Origin of the sequence: Anaerotruncus rubiinfantis, assembly GCF_900078395.1 — a bacterium.
In the GTDB taxonomy this organism is placed as follows: Bacteria; Bacillota; Clostridia; order Oscillospirales; family Ruminococcaceae; genus Anaerotruncus; species Anaerotruncus rubiinfantis.
The window spans coordinates 1,039,767-1,053,851 of the sequence record NZ_FKLA01000009.1 but is presented as its reverse complement, the minus strand read 5'-3'; the positions used below and the strand labels follow the sequence as shown (position 1 = coordinate 1,053,851).

Here is a 14,085-nt window from a genome sequence, read left to right as displayed (position 1 = left end):
TTATATGCCATGCCGCAGAAAAAGGCGGGACGCCTCATCGGACGCGCCCCGCCTTCACCTGTTTTTCCCATTTCACTGTTCGATCAGACGCAGCAGGATCTCCTCCGCTTTCGCGGCGTCAGCTTTGCCCCGGGTGGCTTTCATCACGCCACCAATAAGCGCCTTCATCGCCTTCTCCTTGCCCGCGCGGTAATCCGCGACCGCATTGGGATTCGCGGAGGCGACCTCTTCGCAGGCCTTTTGCAGCGCAGCATCATCCATCCCGGCCATGTCGCTCTCGCTGACGAGCTCCAAGACCGGTTTCCCGGTGTCCAACATCATTTCAAAGGTGGACTTCGCAAGGTTCATCCGGAGTTTTCCACTTTCGATGAGCGCGGCGAGGTCGTGCAGCATCCGGGGGGAAATACCCGGTTCACAGGCCTCCTTTTCGGCGTCGGTCGGCATCCGGCGGAACATCTGCCCGACAATCAGATTGGCTGCGGTTTTCGGGTTTTGCAGGCCTTGGGCCGCCTCGTCGAAGAATTCCGCTACCCTGCGGTATTTCACCAGCAGTGCCGCGTCAGACGCGGGCAGGCCGTATGCGTCCACATACCGCGCGGACTTCGCGCCTGGCAGCTCGGGCAAACTGGCACGCAGCCTCTCCACTTCGTCCGGATCGATCACGATGGTCACAAGATCCGGATCGCGGAAATACCGGTAGTCCTGCGCGTCCTCTTTTCCGCGCATCCCTTCGGTCGTTCCTGTGGAATCGTCATAGCGGCGGGTCTCCTGGAGGACTTTCTCCCCGCTTTCGAGGAGATCCACCTGGCGTTCGAACTCATATTCCATCGCCTTCTGCATAAAGGCAAACGAGTTCATGTTTTTAATTTCGGCGCGGGTTCCAAGCGTTTCGGAACCCTGCGGCCGCACCGAAATGTTCACGTCGCACCGCAGAGATCCCTCCTGCATTTTACAGTCGGAAACGCCGATATATTTCATGATGAGCTGCAGCTTCTCGACATATTCGCGCGCCTCATCGACGCTGCGGATATCCGGTTCGGTCACAATCTCAATGAGCGGCACGCCGCCGCGGTTGTAATCGACAAAGGTGTCCCCGCGCTGGTGCACCAGCTTGCCCGCGTCCTCCTCGATATGGATGCGGTGGATACGGATACGTTTGCCGCTATCCAGTTCGATCCAGCCGTTTTTGCAAAGGGGCTGATCGAACTGGGAAATCTGGTACGCCTTGGAAAGATCCGGATAGACGTAATTCTTGCGGTCCATTTTGGAGATATGAGAGATTTCGCAGTTGGTGGCAAGCCCCGCCCGAATCGCGTAATTTACAACCTCACGGTTAAGCTTTGGCAAGGTTCCCGGCAGCCCAATGCAGATGGGGCAGCAATGGGTATTCGGCTCGGAACCAAATGCGGTGGTACAGGAACAAAAAATCTTCGTCTTGGTCGAAAGCTCGACATGGGTTTCCAGCCCCGCTACCAGTTCGTAGTCTTTCATAACCGCACCCCCATTTCACATGGTTTCACACAGGCGGCACTCTGCTCGTAAGCGTATGCCGCCGCGAGGATTCCCGCCTCGTCAAACGCCCTGCCGATCAGCTGCATACCGATGGGCAGGCCCTTTTGGTCCTGCCCACAGGGGACGGAAACCGCCGGAAGCCCGGCGATGTTGACCGGCACGGTGCAGATGTCGGTGAGATAATCCTCGGTGGGATCACTCTGTTTTCTGCCGCGTGGGAAAGCGGTCATGGGGACAGTCGGCGCGAGGATCACGTCGCAGGTTTCGAATGCCTTTGCAAACGCCTGCACAATTGCGCCGCGCAGGTTCTGGGCCTTCTTGTAATAGGCGTCGTAGTAGCCGGACGAAAGCACATAGTTTCCCAGCAGAATACGGCGCTTGACTTCCGCGCCGAAACCCTCGCTCCTCGTTTTGCAGATCATCTCATGGATGCCGTGATAATCCTTCGTCTGGTAGCCGTAACGGATTCCATCGTACCGGCCGAGGTTCGACGCCGCTTCGGCACAGGCGATGATGTAATAGACCGGCAGCGCAAATTTAAGCTCCGGCAGCGGGAAACGCACCATTTCCGCCCCCAAGCTTTCATAAGCTTTCGCGGCATCCCCGAGCGCCGCACGCACGCTGCTGGTAAGGCCTTCGTAATATTCGTCCGGCAGGCCGATCCGCAGCCCCTTCACACCGTTTTTCAGCGCGCCGGAAACCGGCTTTCCGCCCTGCGAGGTGGAATCCATCGGGTCATAGCCACAGATCGCGTCATAGACGAGCGCGGCATCCTCCACCGACGCGGTGATCGGCCCGACCTGGTCAAGGCTCGACCCATAGGCGATCAGCCCGAACCGGCTGACCGCGCCGTAGGTGGGTTTGAGCCCCACAAGCCCGCAGAAGCTGGCCGGCTGGCGGATCGAGCCGCCGGTGTCCGAGCCGAGCCCATAGGCGGCAAGGTTACCTCCAACCGCGGCCGCGACGCCGCCCGACGAGCCGCCCGCGACATAGCTGGTGCTGCGCGGGTTGGCCGCGCCGCCGTAATAGGACGTTTCGCAGGAGGAGCCCATTGCGAATTCATCCATGTTGCTTTTGCCCAAAAGAACCGCGCCCTGTTGCCTGAGCTGTTTCCAGACGAACGCGTCATAGATGGGGCGGTAGCCGTCCAGGATTTTCGACGCGCAGGTGGTCAAAATCCCTTTGGTGGAGATGTTGTCCTTTAAGGTCATCGGGATACCTTCGAGCGGGCGCAGACTTTCGCCCGCCGCGATCCGCGCGTCCACCAACCGCGCCGCCTTTTTCGCTTCCTCCGAAGCGACAGTGATATAAGCGTTCAAATTCGCATTTTCGTTTTCGATCGCAGAAAGGTATTTCTCAGTCAGTTCAGCGCAGGAGATTTCCCTTGTTTCGAGCATCCGGTGCAGCTTTCCAATCATTCCGGCCTACCCCCTTCTGCGCACGACAAAGCAGCCGTCCTCGCCGCCGCCGGCATTTTTAAGGATTTCAGCGCGGTCGCTGGACTGGACAACTTCATCCTCGCGAAAAACATTCTGAAGGCCGCTGATGCTGTCAAAACCGGTGTCCCCCACATTGGCGGCACTGATCATGTCGGCAAAGCCAATCATCTTCTGCATATCCGCGGTGAGAGCGTCGAGTTCGTCCTCCGGGACATACAGCTTTGAGAGCAGCGCGATGTTTGCAATTTCTTCCCTGGTAACCATCTTTTGGCCTCCTTACCGCAGTTTGATATGCACCTCGCGCAGCTGCGCTTCGGTGACTTCTGCCGGGGAACCCATCATGGCATCCTGCGCGTTTGAATTCATCGGAAAGGCGACAATTTCCCGGAGGTTCTCCTCCCCGGTGAGCAGCATAACCATCCGGTCGACACCCGGCGCCATACCCGCGTGCGGCGGCGCGCCGTACTGGAATGCCTGGTAAAGCGCCGAAAATTTTGTTTTCAGGTCTCCGTCCGTGTATCCGGCCAACGCAAACGCCTTACGCATGATAGCAAGGTCGTGGTTGCGCACCGCGCCGGAGGAAAGCTCCACGCCGTTCACAACAATGTCGTACTGATAGGCGAGGATATCGAGTGGGTTCTTTGTTTCAAGCGCTTCGAGGCCGCCCTGCGGCATCGAAAACGGGTTATGGGTAAAGACGAGCGCGCCGGTCTCTTCGTCCTGCTCATACATCGGGAAATCCACGATAAAGCAGAATTTGAAACAGCTTTCGTCGATGAGGCCAAGCCGTTTGGCCGCCTCAGTGCGGATAAGCCCGGCCAGCTTCGGCGCTTCGCGGGCGGTGTCCGCGATGAAATAAAGAACGTCGCCCGGAGTAAGCCCGGCACGGGAGGCAATTTCCGCCCGCTGTTCAGGCGTGAGGAATTTATCAATCGGTCCCTGGTAGGAGGCGTCCTGTGCGACCTTCACGTAGCCGAGCCCCTTCATGCCGGCCGAAAAGGCGAATGTTTCCATCCCCTCGAAGAAACTGCGCGGCTGCTTCGCCGCGCCCGGGACATTGATCGCCCGCACGCACCGGCCACAGAACGGCTTGAAGGCGCTCTCAACGAACAGATCCGAAAGGTCGATAATTGTGAGCGGATTTCTCAGGTCCGGCTTGTCGGTACCGTACCGAAGCATCGCGTCGGCATAGGTGATGCGGGGAAACGGCGCGGCCGAAACCGCTTTGCCGGAAAATTTCGCAAAGGTCTCTGATAAAACCTCCTCCGCGACCGCGAACACATCCTCCTGTCCGGCAAAGGCCATCTCAAAATCGAGCTGGTAGAATTCGCCCGGCGAACGGTCGGCGCGGGCGTCCTCGTCCCGAAAACACGGAGCGATTTGAAAATACCGGTCGAAGCCGGAAACCATCAACAGCTGTTTAAACTGCTGCGGGGCCTGCGGCAGCGCATAGAAACGGCCCCTGTGCTTTCTTGACGGAATGAGATAGTCCCGCGCGCCCTCCGGCGACGAGACGGTGAGGATCGGGGTCTGAATCTCCAAAAAACCCAGCGCGGTCATCTTCTGCCGCAAAAATGAAATGATCTGCGAACGCAGCACGATCCTGTCGTGGACTTTGGGGTTGCGCAGGTCGAGATAGCGATATTTCAGCCGGATGTCCTCTTTGACATCGGTGGAAGAAGCAATCTCAAAGGGCAGGATATGATTCGCTTTGCCAAGCACGGTGCAGGTTCCGGCATTCACCTCGACCATACCGGTTGCAATTTTCGGATTCACGGTTTCCTCGTCACGACGGACCACCAGGCCCGCAAACGTGACAACGCTTTCCCTGGTAACGCCGGAAAGCAGGGCGTCGTCCCGCACGACCACCTGTACCACGCCGTACTGGTCACGTAGATCGACAAACTGGATTCCACCGTGGTCACGGATATTTTCCACCCATCCGGCCACGCGCACGTCCTCTCCGATATGGGATTCCCGCAATTCCCCGCAGGTATGGGTACGATAGCCATTGCTCCTTTGCATATAAACACAACCCTTCTTCAATTAAAGGGAAATATTCACACGCCTTTGGGCAAATATTTCTGCCTAAAATCTTACCACAATATTTGTGCGCATTCAATAATCATATTTTACAAGCTTCTCTTGCCCTCGCATCTCCTTTTTGCGCAATGAAACCGTTTTGTCTATTTACCGCCCCGGTTTCGGATGGTATACTGGGAAAAAGAAAAACTTAGGAGGCATCTATGAACTGGGTAACTCAGTCCATTTTCTATCATATCTATCCTCTCGGCTTCTGCGGCGCGCCGCCGCAAAATGACAATGGTGAAACTGTCAGCCGGATCGAAAAGCTCACCGAATGGATCCCGCATCTCAATGCGCTCGGAGTGAACGCCCTCTATCTCGGGCCGGTATTCGAATCGACCGCTCACGGTTATGACACCCGCGACTACTACGCGGTCGACCGGCGGCTCGGGGACAAGGCGTCTTTCAAAAGGGTTTGCGATCAACTGCATAAAAATGGCATCCGCATTGTGCTCGACGGGGTCTTTAACCACGTTGGCCGCGAATTCTGGGCGTTTCGCGACGTGCGGGAGCACGGACAGGCCTCCCGCTACTGCGGCTGGTTCCAAAATCTCAATTTCGGCGGCGGCAGCCCGATGGGCGACCCGTTCTGGTATGAAAGCTGGCAGGGCTGTTACGACCTGGTGAAGCTGAACCTCAAAAACCCGGAAGTCGTCGACCATCTGCTCGGCGCTGTCGGTATGTGGATGGATGAATTCGGCATCGACGGGCTGCGGCTGGACGCTGCCGACTGCGTCGATCCGGAATTTTTTAAGCGCCTGCGACAGTTCTGCAAGGGCAAAAACCCGGATTTCTGGCTGATGGGAGAGATCACCCACGGGGATTATAACCGCTGGGCCAATCCCGAGATGCTCGATTCGGTCACCAACTACGAATGCGCCAAGGGGCTTTATTCGTCCCACAATGACCACAATTATTTTGAAATTGCCCACTCGCTGAACCGTCAGTCCGGCCCAGGCGGCATCTATCAAAATCTCTGCCTCTATAACTTTGTGGATAACCATGACGTCAGCCGCCTTCTGTCGGTGCTGAAGGATCCGGCCCACCGCTACAACATCTATACCCTTCTCTATACGATGCCCGGGGTGCCGTCGGTCTACTATGGGAGCGAATGGGGCGTCAAGGCGCAAAAACAGAACGGGTCCGACGCGAACCTGCGCCCCTGCCTTACATTGGGACAGGTTCCGGACGCGGATGAAGCCCTCTGCGCGCATCTCGCGCGGCTTGGGAAAATACGTTCGGCTTTCCCCGCACTGCAGCATGGGCGCTACGCGCAGGCGCTCGTCAAAAATGAACAGTTCGCCTTCTGCCGCGCGGACGGTGGGCAAAAAATCTATGTCGCGCTCAACTGCGCGAATCATCCGGAGTTTGTGGAATTCCCGGTGGAGGTTCCCGCGCTTACCGACCTTTTCTCCGGCGTAACGTTTGAGACGAACGATGGGAACCTGAAAATCGAGCTGCCTGCCTGCGGCGCGCGCATCCTGGTCCCGGCAGGGGATGACCGGACGCTCGCGGATTTGGACGAGCCTGCGGACCATGCGCAGAAGTCTTCCGAAACACCGTCCCGTCCCGCGCCCGGCGTGGTCTGGCTGGGCCGTTACCGCCATTTCAAGGGCAACGAATACGAGGTTCTCGGCGTGGCCAGGCACAGCGAAACGCTGGAGGATTACGTTGTCTACCGTGCGCTTTACGGAGAGGGCGGGCTCTGGGTACGCCCAGCCAGCATGTTCACTGAAACCATTGAGCGAAATGGCAAATGTATCCCGCGCTTTGAATATATTGGCGAATAGAACAGCGAATCGAAAAAGCGGCCCGCAAGGCAATGTCTTGCGGGCCGCTTGGTTTTTTCTTTTATCTTCTGGGAGGAGCCGCGTGAATGGCACGCCCATCCGCGGCCTCGACCGCTTCGGTGAAGCTCTCGCAGAAGGTTGGATGCGGCCGTACAACCGAAATGAGCTGTCCGGTGGTCAGCCCGTTTGCAACGGCGGTGGCCGCCTCTCCAATGAGGTCGGTCGCGCGCGGACACATCATCTGCACACCGATCAGCTTTTCGCTCTGCGCATCAAAAACCGTCTTTATAAAGCTGCGTTCACACTCCTCGATCAATGCTTTTCCGGTTGCGGTCAGAAGGAACTTCCCGGTCTTGACATCCATCCCACGCATCTTCGCTTCGTCCACTGTCAGCCCCACGCTGGCAATCTCAGGGTCGGTGTAAATGCAGGCCGGAATCACATCGAGGTTGACCGAACGCGGCTTTTCAGCCAATGCGTCCGCGATATAGATCCCCTGCGCCGACGCGGCGTGTGCGAGCTGGATTTTTCCAATGACGTCCCCGATCGCATAGACACCCTCCACATTGGTTCGGAAGGCATCGTCCACCTGGATATGTCCGTGTTCGCACGCGACCGAAAAGCCTTTGGCAAAGAGATTTTCCGTGTTGGCCCGGCGGCCGACGGCACAGAGCACTGCGTCCGCCGAAATTTCCTGTGCGTTCCCCTTCGCCGTAAAACGGCAGGCAAAACCGTCCTTCTCTTTTTCGATTGCTTCCACCCTTGCTCCCGCAAAGATCCGCACGCCGCGTTTTTTGAGGATCATCCCGAGGTTTTGGGAAATCTCCCTGTCCATGGTGGGCAGGATGCGGTCCATCGCTTCAATCACGGCGACTTCGCAGCCAAACGCACTGTAAAGCGAAGCAAATTCCATCCCAATGACGCCGCCGCCGATGATCACGAGGCGTGGATAAAGCCGCGCTTCGGCAAGCAGGCTGTCGCTGGTGAGCGCAAATTCGATCCCTGGGATATGCGGCAGAGCGGGCTTCGAGCCGGATGCAATCAGGATGCTCTTGCAGCCAAGCGTTTCATCTCCAGCCCGCACCCGGCCCTGGCCCAGAATTGCGGCCCGCGCGCGGATCAGATCAATTTTATTCGCCTTCAGGAGCTGTTCAATCCCGTTTTGCAGCTGGGAAACGACCGCGTCCTTGCGCGCGTGGATTTTCGCAAGATCAAACCGGACATTGTCCGCCAGAATCCCGATGAAGGACGCGTTTTGCAGTTCCTGATAGGCTCGCGCGCTGTGCAGAAGCGCTTTTGTCGGGATGCAGCCCCGGTTGAGGCAGGTCCCGCCAACCGCATCCGCCTCGCAGACCGCAACGGCAAGGCCATTTTGCGCGGCGCGGATCGCGGCCACATAGCCGCCCGGGCCCGCGCCGATCACGATCAAATCGTATGTTTTCATAGAATCTCCTTCCTGTAACTCCGGCGAAAACTGCGCGGGACCGGTTTTCCGCCGGCGAATGCCGGCGCGCCGCTTTGCGGCGGCGGGAATGCGCAGCGTTTCCCGCGAAAACCGGCTGTCTCTGCCTAAAGCTGCTGCGCCCGGATGAGCGAACGGATATCGCACAGTTCCGGCGCGTCCCCTGTCAGGGCTGCGCAGAGCGCGTCGGTCGAGCAGACCGCGCCTTCAAGCATCCGCGGGATCGAATCTATCAGGTCGGCATCCATCGCATCGGAAAAGACTTCACAGCCTGCTACCTGTCCATTTTGCACCGCAAGCCGCAGGTCGATATTTCCCCAGCCGAACCGTTTGCCAAAAGAACAGGTGAACGGAAGCGGCTGTCCGAGCCGCCACTGCCAGGAAGCATATTTCTCCTTCAGGCCTACCCATTCATCCGGATCGAACTGCGCTGGACGAATTTTTTGCGGGATGCCGCCGTAAACTTCTCCGAATGCACGCAGCAATGCGTCACGCATCGTGTCCACGGTGATACGCCTCTCCAGTGAATGCAGGTTCACCACCCGCGACCGCACCGAATCAACCCCTTTTGCGGCAAGCTTCTCGACCGAAACAGACAGATAGTCGGACAGGTGCGCAAGATCCACGTCGATGAGCAGCGTCCCATGGTGATAGCAGCCGTGCGCAGTCCGGTAAAAAGCGTTGCCGGAAAATTTCCGCCCCGCGGCAGTCACATCGTTGCGACCGGATTTTTCCGCCCGCAAGCCAAAACTTTCCACCGCCCGCAGGATCACCGCAAGCTGCCGGTCAACATCGTAATCCGGCCGGTTCGCCAAAAAAGTGAAGTTGAGGTTCCCAAGGTCGTGGAACACCGCGCCACCGCCCGAAAGCCGCCGCGCAAGCTTGCCGCCGTCCGCTTCGAGCGCGGCGATCCGGCATTCCTTCCACGCGTTCTGGTTGCGCCCGATAACCACCGTCTTCTGGTTCTGCCAGAGATAGAGGATCACAGTGTCCCTGGGTATCCGACGCACCAACAGCTCCTCAAGCGCCAGATTTTCATACGGATCATAACCCGCCCCAATCAGATAGCAGAGCCGCTCAGCCATCGTTTTCTCCAAACCGGTACCGCAGGCGCGGATTGCGGGCAGCACCTACCTCATCCAGCCGGCGCACCGGCGTGTGCAGCGGCAATTCATGCATGCAGTCCGGATTTTTCCGCGCCTTTTGGATGCTGTCCAGGAAGATCCGGGACGCTTCATCGAGCGTTTCCGGGCTTTCAGTTTCGGTCGGTTCGACCATCAGAGCTTCATGCACGATGAGCGGGAAATACATCGTGGGCGGGTGCATTCCTGCGTCAAGCAGGCTCTTGGCGATGTCCATCGCGGTCACGCCGCATTCCTTTTTCAGTGGTTCGAGCGTCATGACGAATTCGTGCATGCAGGGGCGCCGGTAGGCCATCTCGTATTGGGACGCGAGCTTGTGCATCAGGTAATTCGCGTTGAGCACCGCGTTCTCACTCGCTTCGCGCACCCCTTCAGCGCCCAGCGTCAAAAGATAGGCAAGCGCTTTCACCACGACAAGGAAGTTCCCATAGAAAGATTTTACCTGTCCAATGCTCTGCGGCGCGTCATTCGAAAGTCCACTCGGTGCGATCTGCGGTTTTGGCAGGTACGGCGCGAGAAATTCCTTACAGCCGACCGGGCCGGCGCCCGGACCGCCGCCGCCATGCGGAGTCGAAAAGGTCTTGTGGAGGTTGAGATGCACGCAGTCGAAGCCCATGTCGCCCGGCCGCACCACGCCCATGACCGCGTTGAGGTTCGCGCCGTCATAATAGCACAGGCCGCCCGCGTCGTGGACAATTTTTGTGATCTCCAGGATATTCTGATCGAACAGGCCAACTGTGTTGGGGTTGGTGAGCATGAGCCCCGCCGTATCTTCCCCCACCGCTTCGCGCAGGTCGGAAAGGCTGACGCAGCCATCCCGGCCGGATGGGACATTCACAATCGACATACCTGCCATTGCCGCCGAGGCAGGATTGGTCCCGTGCGCTGAATCCGGCACAATGATCTTGGTGCGTTTTGTGTCGCCGCGCAACTCGTGGTATTTCTTGATGAGCAGCAGCCCGGTGAACTCGCCATGCGCGCCAGCCGCGGGCTGGAAGGTCATCGCATCCATACCGGTGATCTCACAGAGATATTTCTCCGCAAGCTGCAGAACTTCAATGCAGCCGCGCGCCGTTTCCGGCGGCTGGAGCGGATGGATCTTTGCAAAGCCCGGCAGCGCCGCCATTTCATCGTTCAGTTTGGGGTTATATTTCATGGTGCAGGAGCCGAGCGGGTAAAATCCGTCGTTCACCCCGTGGGTGCGCCGTGCGAGCGCCGAATAATGCCGCGCCAGGTCGCATTCCGCAATCTGAGGCAGACGCGGCGGGGCACTGCGCCGCATGCCCTCCGGCAGGCTGACCGCCGGGGTGCTGCTTTCGGGCAGATAGTCGTTTCGGCGTCCGGGGCGGCTCTCTTCAAACAGCAGTTTCATGCGATCGCCTCCTTTATGAGCGTTATCAGACGGTCGATATCCGCTTTGGTGTTCTGTTCAGTCGCGCACCAGAGAATGCCGGAATTTACCGGCAGCCCGCCAAGCACACCATGCGCCGCGAGTTTTTCATTCAGCAGAACCGGATCGACGGGACATTCGGTGACGAATTCGTGGAAGAACCGCCGGGCGTACCGGCGTTCAAAGCCGGGGACGCGCCCGAGCTCGCAGGCAAGATAATGGGCGTTATCCATACACTGCCGCGCGGCTTTCATAAGCCCTTCCGGACCCATCGCCGCCAGATAGACCGATGCGGTAAGCGCGCACCACGCCTGGTTCGAGCAGATGTTCGAGGAGGCCTTCTCACGGCGGATGTGCTGTTCACGCGCCTGCAGGGTGAGCACAAAGGCCCGCCTGCCGTCCACGTCGGTGGTTTCGCCCACGATGCGGCCGGGCAGTCTACGGGTCATGGCCGCCTTGCAGGCCATAAAACCGAGATACGGCCCCCCAAACGCGAGCGGAAGCCCCAGCGGCTGGCCTTCTCCCACAGCGATGTCCGCACCGCAATCAGCGGGCGTTTTGAGGATTGCCGCTGCAATGGGGTTCACATTGAGAACGAACTTCGCCCCTGCGGCGTGCGCCGCCTGCGCGGCAGCTTCCGCATCCTCCAGCACGCCGAAATAGTTCGGCTGGGAAAGGATCACACAGGCAGAGTCTTCCCCAAGCAGCCCGGAAAGCGCCTCCAGGTCGGTAGCGCCGTCCTTTTCCGGGATCACCTGTATTTCGCAGTCCGCCGCCCAGCAGTAGGTCTTGACCGTTGCAATCACATCCGGATGGCAGGCGGCCGAGATGAGCGTTCTCATGCGTTTGCGGTCGCGGCACATGGCCGCGGCTTCAGCGGTTGCGGATGCGCCGTCGTAGACCGAGGCGTTCGCGCTGTCCATGCCTGTCAGTTCGCAGATCATCGTCTGGAACTCGAAAATTGACTGCAAAATGCCCTGGGAAATCTCCGCCTGATAAGGCGTATAGGCGGTGACAAACGCTTCTTTCGCGGTGATCTGTTTCACGATTGACGGGATATAGTGGCTGTAGGCGCCCGCGCCGCGGAAGATGCTCCGGAAGGCCACGTTTTTCTCTGCGAGAGCTTCCAGTTCCCGGCGGACGTCAAATTCGCTCTTCCCGGCCGGAATACCGAGCTTCGGGTATTTCGGGACGCTTTCGGGGATCATCCCGAAAAGCGCCTCCATATTCTCACAGCCGATGCTTTCGAGCATTCTTTGACGCTCGGCGGCTGTAGACGGTACGTAACTTCCCATGGGCTTACTCCTCCGACGTGGCGATAAAGACTTCGTATTCGGACGGGCTGAGCAGCTCTTCCTTCGCCGTCACATCCGAAACCCGAAAGAGCCAGGACGCATATGCATCCTCATTGATCTTCTCGGGCGAATCCAGCAGCTCCTCATTGACCTCACAAATGGTGCCGGTCACCGGGCTGTAAATATCCGAAACCGCCTTGACGCTCTCGACATCTGCGATCGTTTCGCCCGCGACCGCTTCGTCTCCCACCTGCGGCAGATTCACAAACACCAGGTCGCCCAGCTCCTGCTGTGCGTGGTCGCTCAGCCCCACCTCAACGATTCCGCCGTCCAATTCTCTGACCCATTCATGAGATTTGGTATACATTACCTTATTATTTACCATAATTATCCTCCTTGTATAGAATCATTCTTGTTATACCGTGTTTTTCTTGTAAAAGAAAGAACCAAAAAATTCGCCTAAAGCAGGGCTGCTGCCCAAACAGGATTCCACTTTCTGTGGAAAGCGGCCAAAGGCGCTGCCTTTGGAAACCGCAAGCTTTTGAAAAAGCTTGACGAAAACTTTGACTATTTCGCGCGCTTATAGAATGGCAGTTCGACCACCTCGGCCGCGATCCGCCGTCCGCGCACGTCAACCTCCAGCGCGTCGCCAAGCTGCGCCGCCTCCGTTTCGACCAGCGCCATTGCGTAGGCACCGCCAAGATACGGGCAGTGGGTTCCAGACGTTGTAAAGCCGATGGGCTTTCCATCCTGAAAGACTTCACAGCGCTCCCGCGCGATGCCGCGCCCGGTCATTTTAAGCCCGATCCGTTTACGCGGCGGGGGATTTTGGGTTTCCAGAGCCGTCTTCCCAAGAAAATCCGCTTTCTTCAGCTTCACCGCGAAGCCAAGTCCAGTCTCGAGCGGCGTCACCGTTTCATCCATCTCATGCCCATAAAGCGGCATCGCGGCTTCCAGCCGCAGGGTATCCCGCGCTCCCAGCCCGCAGGGTATGAGACCGTCCTCCGCACCCGCCTTGAGCAGCGCGTCCCAGAGGAACACCGCGTCCTGCGCGTCGCAGTAAAGTTCATAACCATCCTCGCCGGTGTATCCGGTTTTTGAGATGATGCAGGTGACCTCGGCGGGCTTCGCCCGCTCGGATTGCCCACCGCTTGTAAATACCGCGATGGGGCCGTCTCCACCCATGCCGCCGGGAATTTTAACCGCCGCGTTTTCCACAAAGGAATAATATTTCTGTGGAATGCTGCCTGGCGCACAGAGTTTTGAAAGGATCATATGCGCATGCGGTCCCTGGAGCGCGACCTGCGCGACCTGGTCGGAGATGTCCTCCATCCGCATGTCGCCCCCGATATGCGCACGCATCCAATCGACATCTTTCTGCCGGTTTGCCGCGTTGACCACCACAAGGTATTTCTCTGCTTCCACCCGGTAGACCAGCAGGTCATCGATCACGCCGCCCGCGTCGTTGCACATCGGGCTGTATCGCACCTGGCCGTCGTACATATTGGTAAAGTCGTTGGTCATGAGGTTGTTCAGATTTTTCAGCGCGTCCGGGCCGCTGAACGTGACCTCTCCCATATGGGAAACATCGAAAAGCCCCGCCCTTTCGCGCACCGCCAGATGTTCGGCAATCACGCCGGTCGGATACTGCACCGGCAGAAGATACCCCGCGAATGGCACAATTTTGGCGTCACGCGCAACATGGGCCTCGTAGAGCGGCGTTTTTTGTTCCATTTCGATTCCTCCTCACTGATTGACAAAGAATAAACAAAAAACAGAGGCATGCTGAAAATTCAGCATGCCTCTGTTCGATAACCTGAAAGATTCGCCCCTAAGGGAGCTTGCTTCTTCGGTGCCTTGCGGCTTTCCAGAGTTTCGTCCCAATCCGGTCCTTTTGCCTGAGAGTTTCTTGCAGTACCCCTTCGGCGCCTTGCGGTCTCTCCCGGATTGATCATCCGCATATTCTTTTG

Annotated in this window: 11 protein-coding genes and 2 riboswitches; of the genes, 1 reads left to right on the top strand and 10 read right to left on the bottom strand. The window is 58.2% G+C overall.

Translation table 11 applies throughout. The features are described from left to right. Positions 1-72: 72 nt before the first annotated feature. The 4 genes from gatB to aspS are packed head-to-tail and all read right to left on the bottom strand — an operon-like array spanning position 73 to position 4,976. Complete coding sequence (gene gatB / locus BN4275_RS10605; protein WP_066457838.1) at positions 73-1,491, bottom strand: Asp-tRNA(Asn)/Glu-tRNA(Gln) amidotransferase subunit GatB; 1,419 nt, start codon at positions 1,489-1,491, stop codon at positions 73-75. Further along, positions 1,488-2,930 carry an Asp-tRNA(Asn)/Glu-tRNA(Gln) amidotransferase subunit GatA gene (gene gatA, locus BN4275_RS10600; RefSeq protein WP_066457835.1) on the bottom strand — a complete coding sequence of 481 codons (1,443 nt, stop codon included), beginning with the start codon at positions 2,928-2,930 and terminating at the stop codon, positions 1,488-1,490. Before gatA ends, gatB begins: the two co-directional genes overlap by 4 nt. 6 nt (positions 2,931-2,936) lie before the next feature. Next, positions 2,937-3,215 (bottom strand): Asp-tRNA(Asn)/Glu-tRNA(Gln) amidotransferase subunit GatC, encoded by a 279-nt coding sequence (locus BN4275_RS10595; protein ID WP_066457834.1) that lies wholly within the window; start codon positions 3,213-3,215, stop codon positions 2,937-2,939. A 12-nt stretch (positions 3,216-3,227) separates the two neighbouring features. Further along, entirely contained in the window at positions 3,228-4,976 is a 1,749-nt protein-coding gene (aspS, locus tag BN4275_RS10590; RefSeq protein WP_066457832.1) for an aspartate--tRNA ligase, read from the bottom strand. A gap of 221 nt (positions 4,977-5,197) precedes the next feature. On the opposite strand from aspS, the gene BN4275_RS10585 reads away from it, so the two are divergent. After that, positions 5,198-6,826 carry a DUF1653 domain-containing protein gene (locus tag BN4275_RS10585; RefSeq protein ID WP_066457830.1) on the top strand — a complete coding sequence of 543 codons (1,629 nt, stop codon included), beginning with the start codon at positions 5,198-5,200 and terminating at the stop codon, positions 6,824-6,826. A 61-nt stretch (positions 6,827-6,887) separates the two neighbouring features. On the opposite strand, the gene lpdA is transcribed toward BN4275_RS10585, so the two are convergent. The 6 genes from lpdA to BN4275_RS10555 all read right to left on the bottom strand — a co-directional run bounded on the left by lpdA (position 6,888) and on the right by BN4275_RS10555 (position 13,849). Continuing rightward, the gene (gene lpdA / locus BN4275_RS10580; RefSeq protein ID WP_066457827.1) at positions 6,888-8,270 is read right to left on the bottom strand and encodes a dihydrolipoyl dehydrogenase; all 1,383 of its coding nucleotides are present in this window, start codon (positions 8,268-8,270) and stop codon (positions 6,888-6,890) included. A 125-nt stretch (positions 8,271-8,395) separates the two neighbouring features. Further along, the gene (gene lplA / locus BN4275_RS10575; protein ID WP_066457824.1) at positions 8,396-9,373 is read right to left on the bottom strand and encodes a lipoate--protein ligase; all 978 of its coding nucleotides are present in this window, start codon (positions 9,371-9,373) and stop codon (positions 8,396-8,398) included. Beyond that, a complete protein-coding gene (gene gcvPB, locus BN4275_RS10570) occupies positions 9,366-10,802 on the bottom strand; it encodes an aminomethyl-transferring glycine dehydrogenase subunit GcvPB (RefSeq protein ID WP_066457821.1) in 1,437 nt (478 codons plus the stop codon). The genes lplA and gcvPB overlap by 8 nt, the downstream gene beginning before the upstream one ends. Then, positions 10,799-12,115, bottom strand: coding sequence for an aminomethyl-transferring glycine dehydrogenase subunit GcvPA (gene gcvPA / locus BN4275_RS10565; protein WP_066457818.1), 1,317 nt, complete (start codon positions 12,113-12,115; stop codon positions 10,799-10,801). Before gcvPA ends, gcvPB begins: the two co-directional genes overlap by 4 nt. A 4-nt stretch (positions 12,116-12,119) precedes the next feature. Then, the gene (gene gcvH, locus BN4275_RS10560; RefSeq protein WP_066457816.1) at positions 12,120-12,500 is read right to left on the bottom strand and encodes a glycine cleavage system protein GcvH; all 381 of its coding nucleotides are present in this window, start codon (positions 12,498-12,500) and stop codon (positions 12,120-12,122) included. A 182-nt stretch (positions 12,501-12,682) separates the two neighbouring features. Further along, the gene (locus BN4275_RS10555; RefSeq protein WP_066457814.1) at positions 12,683-13,849 is read right to left on the bottom strand and encodes an aminomethyl transferase family protein; all 1,167 of its coding nucleotides are present in this window, start codon (positions 13,847-13,849) and stop codon (positions 12,683-12,685) included. A gap of 68 nt (positions 13,850-13,917) precedes the next feature. Then, positions 13,918-13,988: riboswitch (glycine riboswitch) on the bottom strand. Positions 13,989-13,991: 3 nt separating this feature from the next. Further along, positions 13,992-14,070, bottom strand: a riboswitch (glycine riboswitch). Positions 14,071-14,085 lie beyond the last annotated feature (15 nt).

What these genes read in the sequence shown, in the direction of transcription:
- gatB (WP_066457838.1), bottom strand. Translation starts at nt 1,491, where the DNA reads ATGAAAGACTACGAACTGGTAGCGGGGCTGGAAACCCATGTCGAGCTT.
- gcvH (WP_066457816.1), bottom strand. Translation starts at nt 12,500, where the DNA reads ATGGTAAATAATAAGGTAATGTATACCAAATCTCATGAATGGGTCAGA.
- BN4275_RS10595 (WP_066457834.1), bottom strand. Translation starts at nt 3,215, where the DNA reads ATGGTTACCAGGGAAGAAATTGCAAACATCGCGCTGCTCTCAAAGCTG.
- lpdA (WP_066457827.1), bottom strand. Translation starts at nt 8,270, where the DNA reads ATGAAAACATACGATTTGATCGTGATCGGCGCGGGCCCGGGCGGCTAT.
- gatA (WP_066457835.1), bottom strand. Translation starts at nt 2,930, where the DNA reads ATGATTGGAAAGCTGCACCGGATGCTCGAAACAAGGGAAATCTCCTGC.
- aspS (WP_066457832.1), bottom strand. Translation starts at nt 4,976, where the DNA reads ATGCAAAGGAGCAATGGCTATCGTACCCATACCTGCGGGGAATTGCGG.
- BN4275_RS10585 (WP_066457830.1), top strand. Translation starts at nt 5,198, where the DNA reads ATGAACTGGGTAACTCAGTCCATTTTCTATCATATCTATCCTCTCGGC.
- BN4275_RS10555 (WP_066457814.1), bottom strand. Translation starts at nt 13,849, where the DNA reads ATGGAACAAAAAACGCCGCTCTACGAGGCCCATGTTGCGCGTGACGCC.
- gcvPA (WP_066457818.1), bottom strand. Translation starts at nt 12,115, where the DNA reads ATGGGAAGTTACGTACCGTCTACAGCCGCCGAGCGTCAAAGAATGCTC.
- gcvPB (WP_066457821.1), bottom strand. Translation starts at nt 10,802, where the DNA reads ATGAAACTGCTGTTTGAAGAGAGCCGCCCCGGACGCCGAAACGACTAT.
- lplA (WP_066457824.1), bottom strand. Translation starts at nt 9,373, where the DNA reads ATGGCTGAGCGGCTCTGCTATCTGATTGGGGCGGGTTATGATCCGTAT.